This is a genomic window from Streptomyces thermocarboxydus, from assembly GCF_024760485.1.
Classification (GTDB): domain Bacteria; phylum Actinomycetota; class Actinomycetes; order Streptomycetales; family Streptomycetaceae; genus Streptomyces; species Streptomyces cellulosae.
The window spans coordinates 5,421,550-5,444,920 of sequence record NZ_CP058273.1; the positions used below are offsets into that span (position 1 = coordinate 5,421,550).

At 70.1% G+C, this 23,371-nt stretch carries 21 protein-coding genes; 18 read left to right on the forward strand and 3 right to left on the reverse strand.

The features are described from left to right. Positions 1 to 317: 317 nt before the first annotated feature. Together AY578_RS25015 and AY578_RS25020 are read left to right on the forward strand one after the other, a co-directional pair. Entirely contained in the window at positions 318 to 614 is a 297-nt protein-coding gene (locus AY578_RS25015) for a DUF4193 domain-containing protein (protein ID WP_003993510.1), read from the forward strand. A 13-nt stretch (positions 615 to 627) separates the two neighbouring features. After that, positions 628 to 1,572 carry a hypothetical protein gene (locus AY578_RS25020; protein WP_026244053.1) on the forward strand — a complete coding sequence of 315 codons (945 nt, stop codon included), beginning with the start codon at positions 628 to 630 and terminating at the stop codon, positions 1,570 to 1,572. Positions 1,573 to 1,599: 27 nt separating this feature from the next. On the opposite strand, the gene AY578_RS25025 is transcribed toward AY578_RS25020, so the two are convergent. Next, the gene (locus AY578_RS25025) at positions 1,600 to 2,070 is read right to left on the reverse strand and encodes a DUF3093 domain-containing protein (RefSeq protein WP_019526363.1); all 471 of its coding nucleotides are present in this window, start codon (positions 2,068 to 2,070) and stop codon (positions 1,600 to 1,602) included. A 92-nt stretch (positions 2,071 to 2,162) separates the two neighbouring features. Between AY578_RS25025 and AY578_RS25030 the strand changes: the two genes are divergently transcribed. From AY578_RS25030 to AY578_RS25070, 9 genes are all read left to right on the forward strand, one after another. Continuing rightward, entirely contained in the window at positions 2,163 to 2,747 is a 585-nt protein-coding gene (locus AY578_RS25030; RefSeq protein ID WP_026244054.1) for a PaaI family thioesterase, read from the forward strand. Continuing rightward, positions 2,744 to 3,301, forward strand: coding sequence for a dUTP diphosphatase (gene dut, locus AY578_RS25035; protein WP_019526365.1), 558 nt, complete (start codon positions 2,744 to 2,746; stop codon positions 3,299 to 3,301). Before AY578_RS25030 ends, dut begins: the two co-directional genes overlap by 4 nt. 1 nt (position 3,302) lies before the next feature. Further along, positions 3,303 to 4,055 carry a DUF3710 domain-containing protein gene (locus tag AY578_RS25040; RefSeq protein WP_019526366.1) on the forward strand — a complete coding sequence of 251 codons (753 nt, stop codon included), beginning with the start codon at positions 3,303 to 3,305 and terminating at the stop codon, positions 4,053 to 4,055. Between the two features lie 327 nt (positions 4,056 to 4,382). Continuing rightward, complete coding sequence (locus tag AY578_RS25045; RefSeq protein ID WP_161107086.1) at positions 4,383 to 5,585, forward strand: alginate lyase family protein; 1,203 nt, start codon at positions 4,383 to 4,385, stop codon at positions 5,583 to 5,585. 67 nt (positions 5,586 to 5,652) lie between these two features. Next, positions 5,653 to 6,345, forward strand: coding sequence for an ABC transporter ATP-binding protein (locus AY578_RS25050; protein ID WP_028960105.1), 693 nt, complete (start codon positions 5,653 to 5,655; stop codon positions 6,343 to 6,345). 222 nt (positions 6,346 to 6,567) lie between these two features. Then, entirely contained in the window at positions 6,568 to 9,114 is a 2,547-nt protein-coding gene (locus tag AY578_RS25055; protein WP_215188174.1) for an ATP-binding protein, read from the forward strand. Further along, a complete protein-coding gene (locus AY578_RS25060) occupies positions 9,111 to 9,788 on the forward strand; it encodes a response regulator (protein WP_215188173.1) in 678 nt (225 codons plus the stop codon). The genes AY578_RS25055 and AY578_RS25060 overlap by 4 nt, the downstream gene beginning before the upstream one ends. 68 nt (positions 9,789 to 9,856) lie before the next feature. Further along, positions 9,857 to 10,255 (forward strand): OB-fold nucleic acid binding domain-containing protein, encoded by a 399-nt coding sequence (locus tag AY578_RS25065; protein WP_078504644.1) that lies wholly within the window; start codon positions 9,857 to 9,859, stop codon positions 10,253 to 10,255. A gap of 3 nt (positions 10,256 to 10,258) precedes the next feature. Next, complete coding sequence (locus tag AY578_RS25070; protein ID WP_019526372.1) at positions 10,259 to 11,041, forward strand: DUF3159 domain-containing protein; 783 nt, start codon at positions 10,259 to 10,261, stop codon at positions 11,039 to 11,041. A gap of 61 nt (positions 11,042 to 11,102) precedes the next feature. Here AY578_RS25070 and AY578_RS25075 read toward each other — a convergent pair whose 3' ends face one another. Both AY578_RS25075 and AY578_RS25080 read right to left on the reverse strand, forming a co-directional pair. Continuing rightward, entirely contained in the window at positions 11,103 to 11,771 is a 669-nt protein-coding gene (locus AY578_RS25075; RefSeq protein ID WP_019526373.1) for a potassium channel family protein, read from the reverse strand. After that, the gene (locus AY578_RS25080; RefSeq protein ID WP_019526374.1) at positions 11,771 to 12,442 is read right to left on the reverse strand and encodes a potassium channel family protein; all 672 of its coding nucleotides are present in this window, start codon (positions 12,440 to 12,442) and stop codon (positions 11,771 to 11,773) included. Before AY578_RS25080 ends, AY578_RS25075 begins: the two co-directional genes overlap by 1 nt. Before the next feature lie 573 nt (positions 12,443 to 13,015). Between AY578_RS25080 and AY578_RS25085 the strand changes: the two genes are divergently transcribed. From AY578_RS25085 to AY578_RS25115, 7 genes are all read left to right on the forward strand, one after another. Continuing rightward, positions 13,016 to 15,061, forward strand: a complete 2,046-nt coding sequence (locus AY578_RS25085; protein WP_019526376.1) for an APC family permease — start codon at positions 13,016 to 13,018, stop codon at positions 15,059 to 15,061. A gap of 69 nt (positions 15,062 to 15,130) precedes the next feature. Further along, positions 15,131 to 16,459 carry a class I SAM-dependent RNA methyltransferase gene (locus AY578_RS25090; protein WP_136238778.1) on the forward strand — a complete coding sequence of 443 codons (1,329 nt, stop codon included), beginning with the start codon at positions 15,131 to 15,133 and terminating at the stop codon, positions 16,457 to 16,459. A gap of 419 nt (positions 16,460 to 16,878) precedes the next feature. Then, positions 16,879 to 17,244 carry a hypothetical protein gene (locus AY578_RS25095; protein ID WP_136238777.1) on the forward strand — a complete coding sequence of 122 codons (366 nt, stop codon included), beginning with the start codon at positions 16,879 to 16,881 and terminating at the stop codon, positions 17,242 to 17,244. Next, positions 17,241 to 17,522, forward strand: coding sequence for a hypothetical protein (locus AY578_RS25100; protein ID WP_136238776.1), 282 nt, complete (start codon positions 17,241 to 17,243; stop codon positions 17,520 to 17,522). Before AY578_RS25095 ends, AY578_RS25100 begins: the two co-directional genes overlap by 4 nt. A 679-nt stretch (positions 17,523 to 18,201) precedes the next feature. After that, positions 18,202 to 18,510, forward strand: coding sequence for a hypothetical protein (locus AY578_RS25105; protein ID WP_161232246.1), 309 nt, complete (start codon positions 18,202 to 18,204; stop codon positions 18,508 to 18,510). 477 nt (positions 18,511 to 18,987) lie between these two features. Continuing rightward, positions 18,988 to 22,398, forward strand: coding sequence for a P-loop NTPase (locus AY578_RS25110; protein ID WP_161107088.1), 3,411 nt, complete (start codon positions 18,988 to 18,990; stop codon positions 22,396 to 22,398). Continuing rightward, on the forward strand, positions 22,395 to 23,330 hold the full coding sequence (locus AY578_RS25115) for a hypothetical protein (RefSeq protein WP_168713447.1): 936 nt from the start codon (positions 22,395 to 22,397) through the stop codon (positions 23,328 to 23,330). The genes AY578_RS25110 and AY578_RS25115 overlap by 4 nt, the downstream gene beginning before the upstream one ends. Positions 23,331 to 23,371: the final 41 nt, after the last annotated feature.

Here is a 23,371-nt window from a genome sequence, read left to right on the forward strand (position 1 = left end):
ATCGATCACAGGCGCGTCGATTCGGCCATCTACTCTCCGTGATCATGAACCCCGTCGTAAAGCCGGAAAAGTCCCGGTTTTCAGGGGTCCCGTTCACGGGAAGTACACGGTGAGGTGCCTTTGTAGTGCGGCATCGGGACCGTGTACGGTCCCCATCGCCATCCAAGCCGATCACTCATGAGGAGTCCGGTTGGGTGTCGATTGAGTAACAGACCTTGATGTGAGGCAAAATCTCCGCCTCAGGTCGGGCACAAGTCCGGCCTCTCACGCGTTACGTGCGCTGGAGACACCGCATACACCCAGAGGGGGAGAGCGACATGGCTACCGATTACGACACTCCACGCAAGACCGACGACGACGTCGACTCGGACAGCTTGGAAGAGCTGAAGGCCCGGCGGAACGACAAGTCGGCCTCGGCCGTGGACGTCGACGAGTTCGAGGCCGCAGAAGGCCTGGAACTGCCCGGTGCGGACCTCTCGAACGAAGAGCTGGCCGTCCGGGTCCTGCCCAAGCAGCAGGACGAGTTCACGTGCATGAGCTGCTTCCTGGTGCACCACCGCAGCCAGCTGGCCCGCGAGAAGAACGGCCAGCCGATCTGCCGCGACTGCGACTGAGGCGGGGTCGGCCGTGACTGGCTCGACCCCACCGCGGAAGCGCCGCTTCTTCTCGAAGGGAGCGGACCAAGGGTCCACCGAGGACCCACAGCACGACACGCGTGATCCCGAGCGAGGCTGGACCGGTGACGGGGCGGCCTCGCTCGAAGCGCCGGCCGGCCGGGGTGACCTCCCGGCATCCCTGGAGGTCACCGCGCCCGTGGCGCGCAGGCGGACCGCCGTCGTCCGGCAGAAGGCCCGGGAAGGCGTCCGCAAGGGCGGAGCACGCGCCCGCGCGGGCCTGGCGCACCTCGCCGACCGGATCATCGACATCGCCCCGCGTGTGCCCGTACGGGACCTCGCGACCCTGCGGGAGCAGTTCCCCGGGCTCGGACCCGAGGAGATCGCCGACAAGCTCGTGGCGGGCGCCGCCAAGGCCACCGCGACGGTCGGCGCCGGCGTCGGGGCGGCGGCCATGATGCCCGTCCCGCCCGCGATGCCGACGGAGCTGGCCGCCGAGGTCACCGGCGTCGCCGCGATCGAGCTGAAGCTGATCGCCGAACTGCACGAGGTCTACGGCGTACGACCAGCCGGCACCCTCGCCCAGCGCAGCACCGTGTACCTCAACTCCTGGTCCCAGGAACGCGGCATCGAGGCGACCAGGCCCTCCACCGTCAGCGCGGCGCTGAACAGCCGCATGAAGCGCGAACTGCGCCAGCGGATCATGAAACGCACGGTGCGCAACCTGCCGAACCTGATGCCGTTCCTCGTCGGAGCGGCCGTCGGCGCCGTGATGAACCGGCGCGACACCAGAAAGCTCGCCTCCCGCATCCGGGACGACCTGCGCAAGGTCCAGGTCCCCTGGGACGAACTGCCCGCGCTCCCCGAACTGGAGCGCCCCGCCGACGCCCTCCCCGAGCACGCCCTGGAGCTCGACATGGACGCCGGCCGCCACCGGAAGGACGACGGCCCCCGGTAAGCGCCCTGGGGTCCCGTGAGCGGGCCTCTACGAGGCGTCCGCCCCGTCCCTCGCCGCCCGGAGCGCCCGCGCCAGCCGCTCGGGCTCACGCGTGGACAGGAAGACGTACGGAGTGGGGTCCTCCGGGTCCGTGACCGTCACGCGCAGCGCGCCGGGGACGTACGCCCGCAGCAGCATGAACGCGCGCGGGTCGGCCTTCGGGCCGCGCCAGGCGCGCGCCTCCTCCGCGTCCAGCACCTCCGCGTCACCCAGCGCCGACGCCGGGATCTTCGCCTCGCCCGCGATCAGATGACCGTTCACGACCCGGATCCGCACCGAGCCGTACGCGCTCACCACGACCGCCGCCGCGGCGGTCCCGCCCGCCAGTCCGGCCAGCATCGGCAGCGTGCCGAACGGCAGCATGATCAGCGCGAGCGAGAGCCCGGCCAGGAGGCACAGGAACCACCAGGAGCGCGGAGCGGTGAGGCGTTCTTCGTACGGGGCGCCGGAAAGCTGCATGAAGCCAAGCTTGGCACGCTCCCGGCAGGGGCCCCGCGCCAGGGCGGACGCGTGCTCGGGCGCCTCACGGCGGGCGGGTAAGGTCTGCGGCTGTGAGTGGTAATTCCGCAGCTCTTCAGCCCCCCGCCGACGCCGTGCCGCCCGTGCGCCACCCCGACGCCCCCGCACCGGGCGAGCTCCTGGGCGCCCACTACGGGCAGTGCTTCGGCTGCGGCGACGAACAGCCCCACGGGCTGCACCTCCAGGCGCGCGCCGGCGAAGGCGTGTCGATCACCGCCGAGTTCACCGTGCAGCCCGCGCACCAGGGCGCCCCCGGACTCGCTCACGGCGGTGTGCTGGCCACCGCCCTCGACGAGACGCTCGGCTCGCTGAACTGGCTGCTCCGCGTCATCGCGGTCACCGGACGGCTGGAGACCGACTTCGTCCGGCCCGTGCCCGTCGGCACCGTGCTGCACCTCAAGGCCGAGGTGACCGCCGTGGCCGGACGGAAGATCTACTGCACCGCCACCGGACACATCGACGGCCCCGACGGACCGGTCGCCGTCCGCGCGGACGCCCTGTTCATCGAGGTCAAGGTGGACCACTTCATCGACCACGGCCGCCAGGAGGAGATCCGGGCCGCCATGGACGACCCCGACCAGGTCCGCCGGGCCCGCGCCTTCGAGGTGAACCCGTGAGCGCCGGCCGCGAGGCGCTCGAGGTGCTCATCCGGCGCGTCGACCCGGACGTACCGCTTCCGGCGTACGAGCACCCCGGCGACGCGGGGGCCGACCTGCGCACCACCGAGGCCTGCGAGCTGGCCCCGGGGGAGCGGGCCGTTCTGCCCACCGGGGTGTCTGTCGCGCTCCCGGAGGGGTACGCGGCCTTCGTACACCCGCGATCCGGCCTTGCCGCCCGCTGCGGCGTCGCCCTGGTGAATGCCCCGGGGACGATTGATGCCGGGTACCGTGGGGAGATCAAGGTGATCGTGGTGAATCTCGACCCGCGCGAGTCCGTGCGGTTCGAGCGCTTCGACCGGATTGCCCAACTGGTCGTCCAGCAGGTCGAGAGGGTGCGCTTCGTGTCGGTCGCACAGCTGCCCGCATCGGCCCGGGCCGAGGGGGGCTTCGGATCCACCGGCGGCCACGCCGCGGTGGAAGGTAAGAGCGGCACAAGCGTTCAGGCCGCCGAGGGCGGTACAGCGGGTGGGAATCGATACGCTTCGGTCGTATCCGACCGGGAAGGACAGTGACGTGTTCGGACGTCGCAAGAAGAGGGATGCCGCCGACGGTGCGGCCGGCGAGGCCGAGCAGGTCGTCGACGGTGTCGGCGCGGAGGCGGGCGAGGAGAACGGGCGCGTGAGGCTCGAGCCCGCGCCCCGGCCCGACGGGCCCTGGGACAGCTCCGAGGTCCGCGAGCCCGGCGAGGGCCGGGTCGATCTGGGCGGTCTGTTCGTGCCCGGTGTGGACGGCATGGAACTGCGCGTGGAGGTCGCGGGCGACGCGATCGTCGCGGCCACCGTCGTACTGCAGGACAGCGCCATCCAGCTGCAGGCCTTCGCCGCGCCCAAGCGCGAGGGCATCTGGGGCGAGGTCCGCGAGGAGATCGCCGCCGGCATCACCCAGCAGGGCGGCATCATCGACGAGGTCGAGGGCCCGCTGGGCTGGGAGCTGCGCGCCCAGGTCCCCGTACAGCTGCCGGACGGCACGGGCGGCTTCCAGGTGGTGCGGTTCGTCGGCGTGGACGGCCCCCGCTGGTTCCTGCGCGGAGTGATCTCCGGGCAGGGCGCGGTGCAGCCGCAGGCGGCGGGTCTGCTGGAGCAGATCTTCCGGGACACGGTGGTGGTGCGAGGGGACGGCCCCATGGCCCCGCGCGACCCGATCGTCCTGAAGCTGCCGAACGATGCGCAGATGGTGCCGGAGAATGTGCAGCAGGAGGAAGGGTCGCGGTTCGCGGGCGGGATGAGCCGGCTGCAGCGGGGGCCTGAGATCACGGAAGTGCGCTAGCGGAGTTTTTGTCGTGGCCCGCGGGGCCGGTCGTTCGCGGCCGGTCGCCGCGGGCCGCTGTCGTTCCCGGGGCCCCGCCCCGGACCCCGCTCCTCAAACGCCGGGGCCATAGGTAACCCGTCCGGCGTTCGAGGACGAGGCCCGCCAGGGCCGATGAGGGGGTCCGGAGGGCGGAGCCCCCGGGGTCGGGACGGGAAGGGGCGGCGGGGGCGAGTCACTTCGTGCGGCACCCCTTGACGCTGCATTGGTCTGGACCTACCGTCCCCGTTCAGCTCGGGTGTTCAAAGGAACGCCCACTGTTCATGTACGGGAACGGATGGCCCTCACATGTCCGCTTCACGCCCCCGACGTACCCGCCTCCTGTTCGCCCTCCTGACCACCGCCCTCGCCGGAACCCTCACCCTCCACCCCACCGCCCCACCCGCCCAGGCGGCGGCCCGCGCAACCTTCACCCACCCCGGCGTCACCGTCTCCAAGCCCCAGCTCGACTTCGCCCGCAGCAAGGTCCTCTCCGGCGCCCAGCCCTGGAAGACCGCCTACGACCGCATGGCGGCGAGCAAGTACGCCGACCTCAACCGCACCCCCACACCCCGCGCCATCGTGGAGTGCGGCTCGTACTCCAACCCCAACCTCGGCTGCACGGACGAACGCGAGGACGCGATCGCCGCGTACACCCAGGCCCTCATGTGGTACGTCACCCGCGACGCCCGCCACGCCACCAAGGCCATCCAGCTCATGGACGCCTGGTCCGCCGTGATCCGCGACCACACCAACAGCAACGCGCCCCTGCAGACCGGCTGGGCCGGCTCCTCCTGGGCCAAGGCCGCCGAGATCGTCAAGCACACCTGGACCGGCGGCTGGCCCCACCAGAACCGCTTCGCCACCGCGCTGCGCGACGTCTACCTGCCCGAGATCATCAACGGCTCGAACTCCAACGGGAACTGGGAGCTGACGATGATGGAGGCCGCCGTCGGCATCTCCGTCTTCCTGGACGACCGCGCCTCGTACGACAAGGCGATGGCGACGTTCCGCACCCGTACCGCCGCCTACGTCTACCTGGCCTCCGACGGGCCCCTGCCGAAGACCGTCCCCAGCCAGAACCTCGACACCCGCGACAAGATCGTCCGGTACTGGCAGAACCAGTCCACCTTCGTCACCGGCCTCACCCAGGAGACCTGCCGCGACCTCACGCACACCGGCTACGGCATCTCCTCCCTCTCGCACGTCGCCGAGACCAGCCGCATCCAGGGCCAGGACCTCTACGGCACCGACGTCGGCGAGCGGCTGCGGCACGCGCTCGGGTTCCAGGCGAAGTACGAGCAGGGCGAGCCCGTGCCCGGTTGGCTGTGCGGAGGCACCCTGCACCTGGGCCTCGGCCCGGTCACCGAGGTCGGCTACAACGCGATGCACAACCGCCTCGGCCTCCCCATGACCAACACCCAGGCGCTGACCGAGCGCACCCGCCCCTCCGGCACCAACAACCTGTTCGTCGCCTGGGAGACCCTCACCCACGGCGACAATCCCGCCTGACCCTGTTGATCGACCGGGCGCCGGACGGCGATACTGGCGCCCGGTCCACGGGGGAGGGCATCCGCACATGGGACGGACGATCACCGACGCCATGGTGCGCGTCGAGGACGTGCACAAGTCGTACGGCAGCGGCGCCGCCGCCGTGCACGCGCTGCGAGGCGTCTCCTTCGAGGTCCCGCGCGGCGAACTCGTCGCCCTCAAGGGGCGCTCCGGATCCGGCAAGACCACCCTGCTGAACATCGTCGGCGGCCTCGACACCCCCGACCGGGGACGCGTCGACGTCGACGGCCGGGACCTCGCCGGTCTCGACGAGGACGGCCTGCTCGCCCTGCGCCGCGACCACGTCGGCTTCGTCTTCCAGTCCTTCGGCCTCATCCCCATCCTCAGCGCCGCCGAGAACGTCGGCGTCCCGCTGCGGCTGCGCGGCGCGGACCCCCGCGAGCGCGAGGAGCGCGTCGAGCTGCTGCTGTCCCTCGTCGGCCTCGCCGACCACGCCGCCCAGCGGCCCGGAGAGCTGTCCGGCGGCCAGCAGCAGCGGGTCGCCGTCGCCCGCGCCCTCGCCAACAACCCCTCCCTGCTCATCGCCGACGAGCCCACCGGCCAGCTCGACGCCGAGACCGGACACGCCGTGATGGAACTGCTGCGCGCGGTCGTCCGCAGCGAGAACGTCACCGCGCTCGTCGCCACCCACGACACCACCCTCCTCGACCTGGCCGACCGCGTCCTCGAACTGAGCGACGGGCAGATCACCGAGCACTGACCGGCGGGCCGCCCGGCCCTCGCGTCAGGGTTGCGTCAAGGCCGGGCCCCGCGCCCCCGCCCGCGGTCGGGCCCCCGTGCACGGCGGCCTTGGGCCTGTCCGGCGGATCAAGTCGGGGGAAAGGAGCGGCGCCTTGCAACCCCGCGCCCCCGGCATGATCCGCCGGACAGGCCCTAACTAAGGTCGACTCCGCCAGGAGCACGACCGGAAGACAATGGGGCCATGGGACGCGGCAAGCTCAGGATCCACCTCGGCGCGGCGCCGGGCGTGGGCAAGACCTACGCGATGCTCGCCGAGGCGCGCCGCCGCGCCGAACGGGGCACCGACTGCGTCGTCGCCTTCGTGGAGACGCACGGCAGGCCCCGCACCGAGGCCCTGCTGACCGGCCTGGAGCAGGTCCCGTACAGATGGCTGGAGCACGGTGGCGCGACCGTCGCCGAGATGGACCTCGACGCCGTCCTCGCCCGCCGCCCCCGCGTCGCCCTCGTCGACGAACTCGCCCACACCAACGCGCCCGGCTCGCGCAACGCCAAGCGCTGGCAGGACGTGGAGGAGCTGCTGGCCGCCGGGATCGACGTGCTGTCCACCGTCGGCATCCAGCACCTGGAGTCGCTGGGCGACACCGTGGAGTCCATCACCGGCGTACGCGAGGCGGAGACCGTGCCGGACGAGGTGGTGCGCCGCGCCGACCAGGTGGAACTGGTCGACATGACGCCCGAGGCGCTGCGCCGCCGCATGGCGCACGGCAACATCCACCAGCCCGACCAGGTCGACGCGGCCCTCTCCAGCTACTTCCGCCCCGGCAACCTCGCCGCCCTGCGGGAACTCGCCCTGCTGTGGGTCGCCGACCGGGTCGACGCCCACCTTCAGCGCTATCGCAGCGAGCACGCCGTCTCCGCGATCTGGGGCTCGCGCGAGCGGATCGTGGTCGGGCTGACCGGCGGACCCGAGGGGCGCACCCTCATCCGGCGCGCCGCGCGGCTCGCGGAGAAGGGCGCGGGCGGACAGCTGCTCGCCGTGTACATATCCCGCAGCGACGGCCTCACCTCCGCCTCGCCCGGCGAGCTCGCCGCCCAGCGCACCCTCGTCGAGGACCTCGGCGGCAGCTTCCACCACGTCGTCGGCGACGACATACCGGCCGCCCTGCTCGACTTCGCGCGCGGCGCCAACGCCACCCAGATCGTGCTGGGCTCCTCCCGCCGCCGCACCTGGCAGTACGTCTTCGGCCCCGGCGTCGGCGCGACCGTCGCCCGCGACTGCGGACCCGACATGGACGTGCACATCGTCACCCACGAGGAGGCCGCCAAGGGCCGCGGACTCCCCGTAGCCCGGGGAGCGCCCCTGGGACGGCTGCGGCTCGCCTGGGGATGGACGGTCGGCACGGCGGGACCCGTCGTCCTGGCGGTGCTCCTCAGCGCCGTCGACCCGGGGCTCGCCATCGACATGCTGATGTTCCTCGCGGTGACCGTCGCCGCGGCGCTCCTCGGCGGACTGTGGCCGGCCCTCGCCTCGGCGGCCGTCGGCTCCCTGCTGCTCAACTTCCTCTACACCCCGCCCCTGCACACCTGGAGCGTCTCCGACCCGCGGAACATCGTCGCCATCGTCGTCTTCGTCGCGGTCGGCGCGTCGGTCGCGTCCGTGGTCGACCTCGCGGCCCGGCGCACCCAGCAGGCGGCCCGGCTGCGCGCCGAGTCGGAGATCCTGTCGTTCCTCGCGGGCAACGTGCTGCGCGGCGAGACCGGCCTGGAGGATCTGCTGGAGCGGGTCCGGGAGACCTTCGGCATGGAGTCCGCCGCGCTGCTGGAACGCGCCGGGGACGTCGAGCCGTGGACCTGCGCCGGACGGGCGGGCCGCGGCCGGCCGGTCGAACGGCCCGAGGACGCCGACGTCGAGGTGCCCGTCGGCGACCACATGGCGCTGGCCCTGACCGGCCGGGTGCCGCCCGCCGAGGACCGCAGGGTGCTGGCCGCCTTCGCCGCGCAGGCCGCCGTCGTGCTGGACCGCAGGCGGCTGCGCGAACAGGCCGACCGCGCCCTCGCCCTCGCCGAGGGCAACCGCATCCGCACCGCGCTCCTCGCCGCCGTCAGCCACGACCTGCGCACCCCGCTGGCCGGGATCAAGGCGGCCGTCTCCTCGCTGCGCTCCGAGGACGTCGAATGGTCCGACGAGGACCGCGCCGAACTCCTCGAGGGCATCGAGGACGGCGCGGACCGCCTGGACCACCTGGTGGGCAACCTGCTCGACATGTCCCGCCTGCACACCGGCACGGTCACCCCGCTGATACGCGGCACCGACCTGGACGAGGTGGTGCCGCGCGCCCTCGGCGGGGTGCCCGAGGACAGCGTCGCCCTCGACGTCCCCGAGACCCTGCCCATGGTCGACGCCGACCCCGGACTGCTGGAGCGGGCCATGGCCAACGTGATCGAGAACGCCGTGAAGTACAGCCCGCCCGGGGAGAAGGTGCTGGTCGCCGCCAGCGCCCTCGCCGGCCGGGTCGAGGTACGGGTCGTCGACCGCGGCCCCGGCGTCCCCGACGAGGCGAAGGAGCGCATCTTCGCGCCGTTCCAGCGGCACGGGGACGCCCCGCGCGGCGCCGGCGTCGGCCTGGGCCTCGCGGTCGCGCGCGGCTTCACCGAGGCCATGGGCGGAACCTTGAACGCCGACGACACGCCCGGCGGAGGCCTCACCATGACCCTCACCCTGCACGCGGCGGACGCCCGGCCGGAGGACGGCCGCGTCGCCGCCCGGAACGAAAGGCGGGCTTCATGACCCGGGTGCTGGTGGTCGACGACGACCCGGCCATCGTGCGGGCCCTGGTGATCAACCTCAGGGCCCGGCAGTACGAGGTCGACTCCGCCGAGGACGGGGCGGGCGCCCTGCGCACGGCCGCCGCCCGCCACCCCGACGTGGTCGTCCTCGACCTGGGCCTGCCCGACACGGACGGCGTCGACGTCATCCGGCGGCTGCGCGAGTGGAGCCGGGTGCCGATCCTGGTGCTGTCCGCGCGGCACGCCTCCGGCGAGAAGGTCCAGGCGCTGGACGCCGGCGCCGACGACTACGTCACCAAGCCCTTCGGCATGGACGAACTGCTCGCCCGGCTGCGGGCCGCCGTACGGCGCGCGGAACCCGCCGACGGGGGAGACGTGGTCGTGGAGACCGAGGCGTTCACCGTCGACCTCGCAGCGAAGAAGGTCCACCGAGACGGACGTGACGTACGGCTCACGCCCACCGAGTGGCATCTCCTGGAGGCGCTGGTGCGCGCCGGGGGCCGCCTGGTGGGGCAGCGGCAGCTGCTGCGGGAGGTGTGGGGGCCGTCGTACGGGACGGAGACCAACTACCTGCGGGTCTACATGGCGCAGCTGCGCCGCAAGCTGGAGGCGGACCCGTCCCGGCCGCGCCATCTCATCACCGAGCCCGGCATGGGCTACCGCTTCGAGAAGTGACGCGGAGCCGTTCGGACCGGGGAAGCAGGGGGTACGTAACCGTCAGTGCACCCCGGTACGCTTCAGATATGAGTGCTGTTCCTCGGTCCGAGAAGCCGGCAGGCCGGTTCCGCCGCATGCTCGACCGGCTCTCGTCCTCCCAGGAGGACCTGGAGTCGGAGGAGCTGCGCGAGGACGCCGCGACGGCCGGCTGCACGCGGATAGGTGACTGCCAGGACCGCGAGATCGTCACGGTTACTGGTACCTTGCGCACGGTCACGCAGCGTCCGCGCGCGGGAGTGCCGGCCCTGGAGGCCGAGCTGTTCGACGGCACCGCCGCGCTGGACGTGGTGTGGCTCGGCAGGCGCTCCATCACGGGGATAGAGCCGGGGCGCAAGCTGATCGCATCGGGCCGGATCGCCATGAGCCGTGGTCGCCGGGTGCTGTTCAATCCGAAATACGAACTGAGACCCCTCGGACGGGAGTAGCCGGTGACGTCGCTCGACAAGCCGACAACCGAAGAGACCTCCGCGGACACGTCCGCGGACGACGCCCGGGCGGTGACGGAAGCCGCCCTGTTCGAGGCGTTCGGCGGTGTCCGGGGCATGGTCGAGACGGTGCTGCCGGGGCTGCTCTTCGTCAGCATCTACACGGTCAACAAGAACCTGCACATGTCGGCGCTCGCGGCGCTCGGCGTGGCGCTCGTCATGGTCGTGGTCCGGCTGGTCCGCAGGGACACCGTGAAGCACGCGTTCAGCGGCGTCTTCGGCGTCGGCTTCGGCGTGGTCTTCGCGATGATGACCGGCAACGCCAAGGACTTCTACCTGCCGGGCATGCTCTACACCCTGGGCCTGGCCCTGGCGTACATCGTCACGGCGATGGCGGGGGTCCCGCTGATCGGCCTGATGCTGGGCCCGGTGTTCAAGGAGAACCTCTCCTGGCGCACCAGGAACCCGGGCCGCAAGAAGGCGTACACCAAGGCCAGCTGGGCCTGGGGCCTGATCCTGCTCGCCAAGTGCGCGATTCTCTTCCCGCTGTACTGGTGGGCGGACACCACCCAGCTCGGCTGGGTGCTGGTGGCGCTGAAGATCCCGCCGTTCCTGCTCGCCGTCTACCTGACCTGGGTGTTCCTGGCGAAGGCCCCGCCGCCGATCGACGTCTTCGCCGAGATGGAGGCGCAGGAGCGCGCGGAGGAGGAGCGGAAGGCGGCCGCTGCCGCGGGGGAGAACGCGGGCGAAGGGGCGCCGGCCGGCCGGCACCGTCGCCAGTCCTGAGGTTCGCTGTCGTACGTGAGGGGCGCCCGGATCACTCCGGGCGCCCCTCACGTTTCGGCTGTTACGCCTCCTTGCGGACCGACAGCAGGTCCTCCAGCTGCTCCTCCCGGGCCTGCGCGGCCACGAAGAGCAGCTCGTCGCCGGCCTCCAGGGAGTCCTCGCGGGTCGGCGTCAGCACCCGCGTGCCGCGGATGATCGTCACCAGCGAGGTGTCCTGCGGCCACTCCACGTCCCCGACCTGCGTCCCGGCCAGCGCGGACTCCTCCGGCAGGGTCAGCTCCACCAGGTTGGCGTCGCCGTGGCTGAAGCGCAGCAGGCGGACCAGGTCGCCGACGCTCACCGCCTCCTCCACCAGCGCCGACATCAGACGCGGGGTGGAGACGGCGACGTCCACGCCCCAGGACTCGTTGAAGAGCCACTCGTTCTTCGGGTTGTTCACCCGGGCGACGACCCGGGGCACGCCGTACTCGGTCTTCGCGAGCAGCGACACGACCAGGTTGACCTTGTCGTCGCCGGTCGCGGCGATGACGACGTTGCAGCGCTGGAGCGCCGCCTCGTCCAGGGACGTGATCTCGCAGGCGTCGGCGAGCAGCCACTCCGCCTGCGGGACGCGCTCCACCGAGATCGCGGTCGGCGCCTTGTCGATCAGCAGGACCTCGTGGCCGTTCTCCAGCAGCTCGCCCGCGATCGAGCGGCCCACCGCGCCGGCTCCGGCAATGGCGACCCTCATCAGCGACCGCCCTCCTCGTCGGGTCCCTTGGCGAAGGCCGCCTCGACCCGGTCGATCTCGTCCGTGCGCATCACCACGTGCACCAGGTCACCCTCCTGCAACACCGTCTGCGAGCTGGGCAGGATGGCCTCGCCGAGCCGGGTGAGGAACGCGACCCGCACACCCGTCTCGTCCTGCAGCCGGGAGACGCGGTGCCCCACCCACGCCGGGGAGGTGTGCACCTCGGCGAGCTGCACCCCGCCCGTGGGGTCGCGCCACAGCGGCTCGGCGCCCGAGGGGAGCAGCCGGCGCAGCATCTGGTCGGCGGTCCACCGGACCGTGGCGACCGTCGGGATGCCCAGCCGCTGGTAGACCTCCGCGCGCCGGGGGTCGTAGATGCGGGCGGCGACGTTCTCGATGCCGAACATCTCGCGGGCCACCCGGGCGGCGATGATGTTGGAGTTGTCGCCGCTGGACACGGCGGCGAAGGCGCCGGCGTCCTCGATGCCGGCCTCGCGCAGGGTGTCCTGGTCGAAACCGACACCGGTGACCCGGCGGCCGCCGAACGAGGAGCCCAGCCGGCGGAACGCGGTGGGGTCCTGGTCGATCACGGCGATCGTGTGCCCTTGTTCCTCCAGGGCGTGGGCCAGGGCGGAACCGACCCTGCCGCAGCCCATGATGACGATATGCATCGCGTTACACCGCGCTTCCTGCAGGCCGTGCGACCTTCATGACCTTCGTGCTCATGTCTCTCTTTCGGCTCGCCAGGCAACACGTCGCGGCCTGTTGGCGGCCGCCAGGCAACATCATGCCGGGGCCGGCGGGCGGTGACGCCCCTCGGGGGCGTCTCTGCATGCCGTAACCGACGGTACGGGCCTGGGCGGCCATACCGTCCGCGGCGCGGTGGGGGCCGGGCGCGCAGTTCCCCGCCCCCCTTTCGGGGCGCCTTCCCTCAGGGGCGCGGGCAACCCACGAGGACCTACCGGCGCGTGATGCTCCGCACGCTCGCGACAGCCAGCACCCCGAGGACGACGAGGCCGGCCGCTGCGCCGATGAGTTCTGCGGTCGTGTGCATGGGACCCTCCACGAGGCGTGGCGACAACGGCCGGTCATGTGGTCGTACAGGCATGGGACTCCCCCGAACTGCGCAACCCGCACCCCGGCGCCCCGACTTTTCACCCGGAGAGCAGCAGCCGTATGGATGCCGTATGGATCTGGGGTGGCGGGTGCGTCACCAGTCCCCGGACGGCTTACGATCCACACTTGTGTCCAAACTGACCGACGTGCCCAAACGCATCCTCATCGGGCGCGCACTACGCAGCGACCGGCTGGGCGAAACGCTCCTGCCGAAGCGCATCGCACTCCCCGTCTTCGCCTCCGACCCGCTGTCCTCCGTGGCGTACGCGCCCGGCGAGGTGCTGCTGGTCCTGTCCATCGCGGGCCTGTCGGCGTACCACTTCAGCCCCTGGATCGCCGCCGCGGTGGTCGTGCTGATGTTCACCGTGGTCGCCTCCTACCGGCAGAACGTGCATGCGTACCCCAGCGGCGGCGGCGACTACGAGGTGGCCACCACCAACCTCGGCCCGAGAGCCGGCCTGACCGTCGCGAGCGCCCTGCTCGTCGACTACGTCCTCACCGTGGCCGTGTCGATCTCCTCCGGCATCGAGAACCTCGGCTCGGCGGTCCCGTTCGTCGTCGAGAACAAGGTGGCCTGCGCGGTCGGCGTGATCGTGCTGCTGACGCTGATGAACCTGCGCGGGGTCCGGGAGTCGGGCACGCTCTTCGCGATCCCCACCTACGTCTTCGTCGCCGGCGTCTTCCTCATGATCGCGTGGGGCGCCTTCCGCGGGGTCGTCCTCGGCGACGACATGCGCGCGCCGACCGCCGACTTCGAGATCAAACCCGAGCACCCCGGCCTGGCCGGCTTCGCCCTCGTCTTCCTGCTGCTGCGCGCCTTCTCCTCCGGCTGCGCCGCGCTCACCGGCGTCGAGGCGATCTCCAACGGCGTCCCGGGCTTCCGCAAACCCAAGTCGCGCAACGCTGCGACCACCCTCGCGATGATGGGCCTGCTCGCCGTCACCATGTTCTGCGGCATCATCGCGCTGGCCGCCGCCACCGACGTACGGATGGCGGAGAACCCGGGCGAGGACCTCGTCCACAACGGCGTCCCGCTCGGCCCCGGCTATGTGCAGGACCCGGTGATCTCCCAGGTCGCCGAGGCCGTCTTCGGACACGGCAGCGTGCTGTTCATGATCCTCGCCGCGGCCACCGCGCTGGTGCTGTTCCTCGCCGCGAACACCGCGTACAACGGCTTCCCGCTGCTCGGCTCGATCCTCGCCCAGGACCGCTACCTGCCCCGCCAGCTGCACACCCGCGGCGACCGTCTCGCCTTCTCCAACGGCATCGTGCTGCTCGCGGGCGCCGCCACACTGCTGGTGTGCATCTACGGCGCCGACTCGACCCGGCTGATCCAGCTGTACATCGTCGGCGTGTTCGTGTCCTTCACGCTCAGCCAGATCGGCATGGTCCGGCACTGGAACCGGCTGCTGGCCGGCGAACGTGACCTGGCCGCGCGCCGCCACATGATCCGCTCCCGGGCCATCAACGCCTTCGGCGCCTTCTTCACCGGCCTGGTGCTGGTCGTGGTGCTGCTCACCAAGTTCACGCACGGAGCCTGGGTCGCCCTGCTCGGCATGTGCATTTTCTACGCGACGATGACGGCGATCCGCCGCCACTACGACCGCGTCGCCGAGGAGATCGCCGCGCCGGACACCCCGAGCGAGGACACCCTACGGCCGTCCCGCGTCCACTCGGTCGTCCTGGTCTCCAAGGTGCACCGCCCCGCCCTGCGCGCCCTCGCCTACGCGAAGCTGCTGCGCTCCGACACCCTGGAGGCGGTCAGCGTCAACGTGGACCCCGAGGAGACCAGGGCGCTGCGCGAGGAGTGGGAGCGGCGCGGCATCGACGTCCCCCTGAAGGTCCTCGACTCCCCGTACCGGGAGGTCACCCGTCCGGTGATCGAGTACGTCAAGAGCCTGCGCGCGCAGTCGCCGCGGGACGTGGTCTCCGTGATCATCCCGGAGTACGTGGTCGGCCACTGGTACGAGCACTTCCTCCACAACCAGAGCGCGCTGCGGCTCAAGGGCCGGCTGCTGTTCACGCCGGGTGTGATGGTCACCTCGGTGCCGTACCAGCTGGAGTCCTCCGAGGCGGCGAAACTGCGCGCCCGCAGGCGGCAGGACTGGGCCGCGCCCGGCTCGGTGCGCCGGGGACCCGCCGAGCGGGCGAAGGACAGCTCGTCGCGCACGTAGACTGGTGGGCTGTTGTCCCGGGCCGCCAGGCCCGCCCGCCCGTACCCGATGTTGTGGAGTCACCCCGCCATGCAGGCAGAACCGAGGAAATCACTGGTGGGGGAGGAGTACGAGGTCGAGATCGGCCCCGTCGCCCACGGCGGCCACTGCATCGCCCGTACGTCGGAGGGGCAGGTCCTCTTCGTCCGGCACGCCCTGCCCGGCGAGCGGGTCGTCGCCCGTGTCACCGAGGGCGAGGAGGGCGCGCGGTTCCTGCGCGCCGACGCGGTGACGGTGCTGGAAGCGTCGAAGGACCGTATCGACGCGCCCTGCCCGTTCGCCGGCCCCGGCCGCTGCGGCGGCTGCGACTGGCAGCACGCCAAGCCGGGCGCGCAGCGGCGGCTCAAGGGCGAAGTCGTCGCCGAGCAGCTCCAGCGGCTGGCCGGGCTGACGCCCGAGGAGGCCGGCTGGGACGGCACGGTGATGCCCGCCGAGGGCGACAAGGTGCCCGCGGGCCAGGTCCCGTCCTGGCGCACGCGCGTGCAGTACGCGGTGACGGCGGACGGCCGCGCGGGACTGCGCCGGCACCGCTCGCACGAGGTCGAGCCGATCGACCACTGCCTGATCGCCGCGGAGGGCGTCAGCGAGCTGGGCATCGAGAAGCGGGACTGGACCGGCATGGACTCGGTCGAGGCGATCGCCGCGACCGGCTCCCAGGACCGCCAGGTGGTGCTGACGCCGAAGCCCGGCGCGCGCCTCCCGCTGGTCGAACTGGACCGCCCCGTCTCGGTGCTGCGCATCGACGAGCGCAACGGCCAGGTGCACCGGGTGCACGGCCGCCCGTTCGTCCGCGAGCGCGCCGACGGCCGCACCTACCGGGTCGGCAACGGCGGCTTCTGGCAGGTCCACCCGAAAGCCGCCGACACCCTCGTCACCGCGGTCATGCAAGGCCTGCTTCCGCGCAAGGGCGACATGGCGCTCGACCTGTACTGCGGGGTGGGCCTGTTCGCGGGCGCGCTGGCCGACCGGGTCGGCGAGCAGGGCGCGGTGCTCGGCATCGAGTCCGGCAAGCGCGCGGTGGAGGACGCCCGGCACAACCTGGCCGACTTCCCCCGGGTGCGGATCGAGCAGGGCAAGGTCGAGTCGGTGCTGCCCCGCACCGGCATCACCGAGGTCGACCTGGTCGTCCTCGACCCGCCCCGCGCGGGCGCCGGCCGCAGGACGGTCGAGCACCTCTCCTCCCTGGGCGCCCGCCGCATCGCCTACGTCGCCTGCGACCCGGCCGCCCTGGCCCGCGACCTGGCGTACTTCCGGGACGGGGGGTACAAGGTGCGGACGCTGCGGGTGTTCGACCTGTTTCCGATGACGCATCATGTGGAGTGCGTGGCGATTCTGGAGCCGGTGAAGAAGGGCGTCTGACCTGCGGTTTTGCTGAAGAGGCAGGGTGTTCGACGTGTATTGCGGGAGCCAACACGTCGAAGCTCGTGCACCGGTCCCACCTGCGGTTTTTACGCTGGCGTGACAGGTGGGGCGGGTGGTTTTCGGGATTCCAACGCTCGTTTGACGCTGGAACTCGGCGGCAGGCGACATGCCGGAGGCTGCGCGCCACGTTGGCGGCTAGCCAGGACAGTTGCGCTGTGGGAAGAGCTGCGTGGCCCTGCTGCAGATGACTGCATCTGGCTACAAAGAGTGATGATCCAAGCGGTGGGGTCATGCTGCTGCGGGGGCTTTCCGTAGTGCTGGAACTTTCGATCGGGTGTTGTTTCAGGGGTGCGCTTGATATCTGCAGTGGTTCAGGTGCACGCTCGTCGGGACAGGGCAGGGAGAGGAGCGCGACGATGAGTGAGCCTGCGCAGGAGGCGGCCGACGTTTCGCAGCCGCCCATGCAGGTGGAGGCGATCCGCTCGGCCCTCGCGCAGGTCGCACCGGACCTGCTTCCCCGGTTCGACGAGGCGCGGGCGGCGGCCACGGCCAAGGCCCGGCTGAACGTCTCCGCGACGCCGCTGCGGAACTTCGTTCAGGGCTGGGCCGTGGAAGTGGCCATAGCGCGTAGGCCGGAGACGTCTGCCCGCCTCCGTGACTTGGAGGCGCGCGCGGCGAGGGCCGTCGGCCTGGACGAGGCACGCGCCATTGCCGCGGAGATCAGCAGCATCCGGCGTAGCGCCGCAGCCGAGGTGGGCCTTCATCAGGCGGGCGCTCGGTGAGCTTTGACGACCTCTGGGTATGGGAGTACGCCTTCCATGCCGAGGACGAGATCAGCTATCCGCAGGTCGTGCGGGACGAACTGAAGATCATTGCCGATCAGCTGGTCGAGATGGCGAACCTCGGTATTGATCCCGCCGAGCTCGGTGAGCCCACCTCGGGGACGGCCCGTCGGCATGACTTGCCGTGCGGAGGCTGGTTCACCACCCAGTCCCTGCCGTACAGCCGACCGCCCCTTCTTGCCGTGGTTGAAGTGATTCCACCGTTTCAACTTCTCTGAAAGATTTCCCGGGCGCGCGTGCAGGAGCTCGGTGCCGGTGAACTTCCACCCAGTCGACACCACGCTGCCGGCCAATGCAGCTGGAGGGACGGAGGCTGCGTGCATGACCGGGGGCTCGGCCATCCTGTGACCGATGCCCCGGCTCTCCGCCGCGTGCACTTGACCGCCCGCACGGTCGGAAGAAGTAGTCTCCCGATGGGACAAGGGCCGAGTCACGCAGTGGAGCGGCTGGCAGAACGACAGGACAGGCCCGGTAGTCGTCGGTGTTGAGCGACTCCAGGCGGCCGTAGGCATTGCCATGGTGGGCAGCAGCACTCCCCCTGGGCCGCCCCCGCCTGCCTTGACGTCCTGATTCCAGGCGTTGCTCCGGCCGTTGGGCCCTGTTTTGCAGCTCGGCCTGCTTGTGCTCCAGGAGCTTGCGGGCGAAGTGGCCGCCGCGCATCGTCACCATGACCTCGCGGTCCATGACTGGCCAACGTGTTGAGGCTGCCGATCGCCACTGTTCGCTCGTCGATCACTGCGGTCTTCCGATGCATGACGTTGACGGGAGGCCGCGCACCAGCACGAGACGGCCGCCCTCATGGGCCGGGACATTGTCGTGGTCCCCGGCGAGTGCTTGGACGTCGGGCGCGATCGGCGGTACCGTCGCACCCTCCTCGGTTCCTCCCCGACCAGTTGGATGCCCCTGCGCCTCGCAGGGCCCGAGCCGGACAGCGTCGAGACGAAGGGCTTCAGCGTCTCCGAGGCGGTGCAGAACGGCTCCTTGCTCACCTTGCAACGGGGCTTCCTCATCGCCAAGCTCAGCGAGCTGACGGTACGCGGACTATTGCGTGGCCGTGAACCGCGCCGCCTCACCCCCTCCGTCACCACTCGCCAGCACCCCGACAGAGACCCCCTGGGACCCGCGATCGAGGCCACCCTCGCGGAGCTCGGTGCCCGTGTCGCGGAGGAGAGGGAGTTGGAGCTCTTGCTGTCCGACCTCGTGTGAGGCGGCAGGGCATGCCGGGACAGGCGTTGCAGGGACACCGGGCGGTGTCCGACCCGCCCGGAGTTCGGACTGCGCGGATGACGGGAGCGGGTTTGATGTCCTCGGCGTCGATGAGGGTGCGAATGTCGTGCGGATCGGAGGTCCAGAGGGTGGCGCCGAGTCCGACTGCCGTGACGCAGTAGTCCCACCCGACTACCGCAGGATGCACAAGGCGCTTGTTTCCTGGGGGCGTCATGCTGGACTTGGCGGATCGCCAAGACGGGTGCGAAAACCGTTTCCTCCGTGCACAATTGACGGTCCGTCGCCTACGTCGGGGCGACCGGGGGTTATTCACCTGGAGACGACATGTCGGTGGGGAAGCAGGCCCTGTTCGAGCGGCTGGACAGGGGTCCGTCCTTCTTGTTCCTGGGGCAGAGCTATCTATCCATCGAAACGGGGCACGACCCGCTGGTAGGACCTCTAGCCAGGTCACTGGGTATGGACGACGTGCCCGAGACCGCCTACCAGGCAATTCTTGGTGCCGTCCCGGATAGCCGTGAGGCGGCTGTCAAGGCGCTCAATGATGCTGGACGTGCACTGGTACTGCCGCCGTCATTGAAGACCACGCTGGAGTTCCCTTGGAACGGCGTGCTCTCCTCGGCCGTCGATCCCTCGTGGCGGCTGGGTCTCAAACAGGACTGGCGGACGGTCCAGGAGACTGTGCCGCAGCGCGACCGGACGCGCCTGTCGCGCGACATGGCCGACGTCCAAGCGCTCATGCTCTTCGGAGGCGTTGATCAGCCGGTCGACGAGAGACCGCCCGCGACGAAGATGGAGTTGGCGCGACGCAGAGCGCTGGCAGCCGAGGCTCTGTCGCGGATCGTTACGGACGGACTGACCCCGCGGGGTTTGTTGGTGGTGGAGGGCTGGTCTCTCTGCGACTGGCTCGACCCCGAGACGCTCTACAGCCAGATCTGCGACGCGGTTCCGAACCAGGTGCACCTGTTCTCCACGACCGACGAAATCCTCGCGGACGAGTTCGTACGTGAGGCGATCAATCTCAAGGTGCTTGTCCCGCACCGGGAGACATTCGCCTCTCTGGTGGAGGAGGCGCGGAGCACCGGTCGTCTGAGCGACGGCGGCCCGACCACTACCTCAACCCACGCGGTACGCGTCGGCGACCGACGCCTGCCCATCGACCGGAGTCGCTGGCAGCGGATTCTGCCGCACGCCCGTCCGGTGGACGTGGACCTCCTCGACGATCCGCCTGCTGAGTCCAAGCATCGGCGCTTCCAGAAGTTCCGCGAGTTTCTTGGTGCGAGCGACGGTTCGCCGACCTGGTGGGCGCATGCCCGCGGCCTCCCCTTCCAGCGCAACTTCGAGAAAGACTTGACGGACTTGGTCGAAGATGCAGCCGCATCCCCGGAGCGACGGGGACCGCTTCTGGTTGTCGGTCAGTCAGGGACGGGGAAGAGCGTCGCTCTGGCTCGGCTGGCCTTCCAGACTGCCCGGACAGGTAGGCGAGTCGTCCTCCATATCCCGCGCAAGTCGACGCGCCCGGAGTTTCAGGCACTTGATGACTTCTGCCTATGGGCGGAGGAGCAGTCAGGGGCCAACACTCTGATCGTGTGGGACGGCATGTTGGAGCCTGAGGACTACCAGCGGCTCTTCGACTATCTGCGTAGCCGGGGCCGCAAGGTGGTCCTGGTCGGCAGTTGCTATTGGGACGAGGACCAGTTCGGCGACGGCGGTGGTAGAAAGCGTGGGCGGGCTGACAAACAGGTGAAGACGGCCCCCCGGTACCGGCGAAGTAGAGATTTCGTCGAGGCGCCGGCCACCATCGCCGGGAAAGAGCTTGACCGCTTCACCCGCTACCTGGCGGACTTTGGCATCGTCCTCAAGAACGCGGACGAGGCGGTCGTGGCCCGCGATCGGTCGTTCCTGTCGGCTCTATACCGCCTACTGCCCGACGCGCATGTTCCTCTGTCCCACGGCTTGGTGCTCGAGCTGAGGCGCTCCGAGGAGCGCCTGGGCAATGCCGCCCGTACGCGGATCAGCTACGAGCCGCCCACGATCATGGCGGCGGCCCTGGAGGAGGCCGGCCTGCTGCACGGCCTGGAAGCACTCCCGGACACCTTGGCAGAGGGGGCGTCCGCCTGGCAGGACGACCCATACGAGCGCCTCCTCAGCTTGATCCTACTGATTCACAGCCATGGCCTGCGTATGCCACTTGAGCTTGCCCTGCGCACCATCGGCCGCGACGGCGTCCGGAATCTTCCCGACCTGCTGAGTGGCATAGACATCATCCGCTGGGACGAGGATGAACAGGGCAACTACACCCTCGGAGGGCGTAACCAGTTGGAGGCAACCCTACTGACCGGCGCCCGCCGATGGGGGGAGGAGCGGGAGGCGGCTCAGATTGCGGAAGTGATCGAACTGGTCCGGCCTGATTCCCGAGCCCGTAATGGCGGCCCAGAGATCGAGTTCGTCATGGCGCTCCTCACCGCGATTGGCCCGCAGAAGAACCGGGAGCAGCGGAAGTACGGGGCCCAGTACCTGCTGATCGCTGACTCCATCGCCAAGCTGAGAATGATGGTCACCAACCCTGTGATTCATGCACGGCTCACCCACAAAGAGGTGAACATGCGGCGTGAGTGGGCGGTGTGGGACCAGCGTCGGCAGGGACCGGACGCCGAACTGCGACGCCGTGCTTTGAAGGCAGCGCAGGAGGCCGTGGACGAGGCGCTGCGGGAAGCGGAAGACTTGGGTCACCGGCGGGACATCCGCCTGAATCTCTACGTCGAGCAGGCCAGCATTCGTGGCTCCCAACTGTACGAATTGCTCCACTCCGGACCTGACGGCGGCGTTCCTCAGCCGTTGCCGAGTGAGGAGTACATTTCGGGCGAACTCGTGGAACTCAAGCGCAGCGTCCAGTCGGCTCTGGAGTGCGAAGCGACCAACTACTACCCGGTGGATGTGCTCTGCTGGGCGACCCGGGACACGTTCAAAGCGGGAGCGCTGTCGGACGAGGCTGCAGCCACGCTAGTCGGTGACTGCCTGAGCGCCCTGACAGTGATAGACCCGGAGACTCTTGAGCCCGGACAGGCTGGCCTCTACCACAGCAAGTTCGCGGAAATCGCCTCGCTGGCAAGCGACCATTTCCTGGCAGAGCAGCAGTTGAAAAAGCTTGAGGCGTACGACGAGCCGCTGGCCGCCTTCTTCTATGCCCTGAAAGTCAGTGGCTTCATCAACAATGAACCCGACCAGGAGGGCGTGCAGCAGGCTCTGAAGCATCTCAGGCGGAACCCCCTCCGGCTCCAAGATGAACGCTGCGTGCGCCTTGCCGTCGACCTGCTGTGGTTCGCGCGAACCGGTGAGCGATTCCTCTCTGGTGAGCGCCAGACCCTGCCGCTGGATCAGGCTGCCTGGCAGGAGTGCCTCGAGTTCACGGAACTTGCGTCGGCCTACGACGCGATGCCTTCGCTCAGGGTCCACTTCATGCGCGCGCTGGCGCTCTTCCACCTTGGCAGTATCGATCGGGCGATGGACGCGTTCCGAGACCTGGACCGGCTCTCACTGGAGCAGCGAGATCGCCGCCGCGTGATCAATGTCTACGTGTCGAGCTGGGAGGACGGTGCTCCCCGAGTCTTCCGGGCTCGAGTTCTGCGGGTAGATACGGACTTCCAGGGTGGTCGCTGTTGGGTCGAGGGGTACCAGCGGGAGCTCCCATTCAACCCCTCCGACTTCGGACCTGACCAAGCCGTCGAAGGAAGGACGCTTGACGCCTACATCTCGTTCAACATGATCGGTCCGCGGCTGGAGCCTCCGCGGAGACCTGGAGAGCGTCGTGGGCCCACGCTTCTGGGGCCTGCCGCCCGCCGGCAGAGCGAAGTGCGAGGTGCTCGGTGACAACGACGCATCCCACCCCGCCGGTCGCGCCCGAGGCCGCCTGGAATCGCATCACCGGCGTCCATCGGAATCTCGACCGGCTCGCCCGCCACCTGTTGAAGCGTTCAGCCGGCACGGACGTCAGTCTGCCTCCACCCGACTTCACTCACCCGCAGACCGCCTTCTTCTTCGCCACGATCTGGATGCGGGCGTGGTATTCGGAGGCATGGGCGGCCTCCAGCAGGTGGCTCTACGAACAGGCTGCGGCTCTGGGACACACGCCGCCCGAGAAGGACTTCGCGGACACGATGCGCCGGTTGCGCGCGTTTCTGGTCCATCACATGGACGCTTCGGTCTCCGAGAGCGAGGAGACCGAGCGAGTTTGCAACGAGTGGTTCGAGCGGGCCTGTGGGTCTGTCGTGCCCCAGTCCATCGTCGAATGGCAGCACTGCTTGGCCAGGCTGCTTGAACAGAACGAGGCTTACGCCCATTTCATGCTGGCCATAGCCAAGTCCGTCGAGCGCAGTCCTGAGAAGTCCACTTTGGTGCTGCAGTGGCGTGCCGCCTTGGAACGTCAGGACTATCCGCGTTACAGGAAAAGCCTTCAGGAGGCTGCGGGAGACCTGGGGCTTCAGCGGCTCAACGATCAGAAGCTGAACAGCATCCATGCCCGGTACCGGGTGCGGTGGGCCAGAGCACTTGAGAAGCTGGCGCACGACGCCGATTTCGAACGTGAGATCCGCCTGCGCGCCGAGTGGGCTCTTCTCGCCGACACGAGCGGAGCCTTGATCGTCTCTGCTTCGGACGTCATGGAGGCGCTCGGCCTTTCCCCCGGTCCCCAGGTCGCCCGCGCTCTGCGTCTTGCACAGGTCCTCCAGGAGTTCCACCCCGACGACTCGGCTGAACAGCTGCTGCAGCGCCTTTCCGTGCAGTGGACCGCTGTACGCCAGTAGCCGCACGCCGACAACGCCAGGGAGGTGGGCCGCGGGTCGGA

What these genes read in the sequence shown, in the direction of transcription:
- AY578_RS25015 (WP_003993510.1), top strand. Translation starts at nt 318, where the DNA reads ATGGCTACCGATTACGACACTCCACGCAAGACCGACGACGACGTCGAC.
- AY578_RS25025 (WP_019526363.1), bottom strand. Translation starts at nt 2,070, where the DNA reads ATGCAGCTTTCCGGCGCCCCGTACGAAGAACGCCTCACCGCTCCGCGC.
- AY578_RS25045 (WP_161107086.1), top strand. Translation starts at nt 4,383, where the DNA reads ATGTCCGCTTCACGCCCCCGACGTACCCGCCTCCTGTTCGCCCTCCTG.
- AY578_RS25050 (WP_028960105.1), top strand. Translation starts at nt 5,653, where the DNA reads ATGGGACGGACGATCACCGACGCCATGGTGCGCGTCGAGGACGTGCAC.
- AY578_RS25055 (WP_215188174.1), top strand. Translation starts at nt 6,568, where the DNA reads ATGGGACGCGGCAAGCTCAGGATCCACCTCGGCGCGGCGCCGGGCGTG.
- AY578_RS25060 (WP_215188173.1), top strand. Translation starts at nt 9,111, where the DNA reads ATGACCCGGGTGCTGGTGGTCGACGACGACCCGGCCATCGTGCGGGCC.
- AY578_RS25065 (WP_078504644.1), top strand. Translation starts at nt 9,857, where the DNA reads ATGAGTGCTGTTCCTCGGTCCGAGAAGCCGGCAGGCCGGTTCCGCCGC.
- AY578_RS25075 (WP_019526373.1), bottom strand. Translation starts at nt 11,771, where the DNA reads ATGAGGGTCGCCATTGCCGGAGCCGGCGCGGTGGGCCGCTCGATCGCG.
- AY578_RS25080 (WP_019526374.1), bottom strand. Translation starts at nt 12,442, where the DNA reads ATGCATATCGTCATCATGGGCTGCGGCAGGGTCGGTTCCGCCCTGGCC.
- AY578_RS25090 (WP_136238778.1), top strand. Translation starts at nt 15,131, where the DNA reads ATGCAGGCAGAACCGAGGAAATCACTGGTGGGGGAGGAGTACGAGGTC.
- AY578_RS25095 (WP_136238777.1), top strand. Translation starts at nt 16,879, where the DNA reads ATGAGTGAGCCTGCGCAGGAGGCGGCCGACGTTTCGCAGCCGCCCATG.
- AY578_RS25105 (WP_161232246.1), top strand. Translation starts at nt 18,202, where the DNA reads ATGCCCCTGCGCCTCGCAGGGCCCGAGCCGGACAGCGTCGAGACGAAG.
- AY578_RS25110 (WP_161107088.1), top strand. Translation starts at nt 18,988, where the DNA reads ATGGACGACGTGCCCGAGACCGCCTACCAGGCAATTCTTGGTGCCGTC.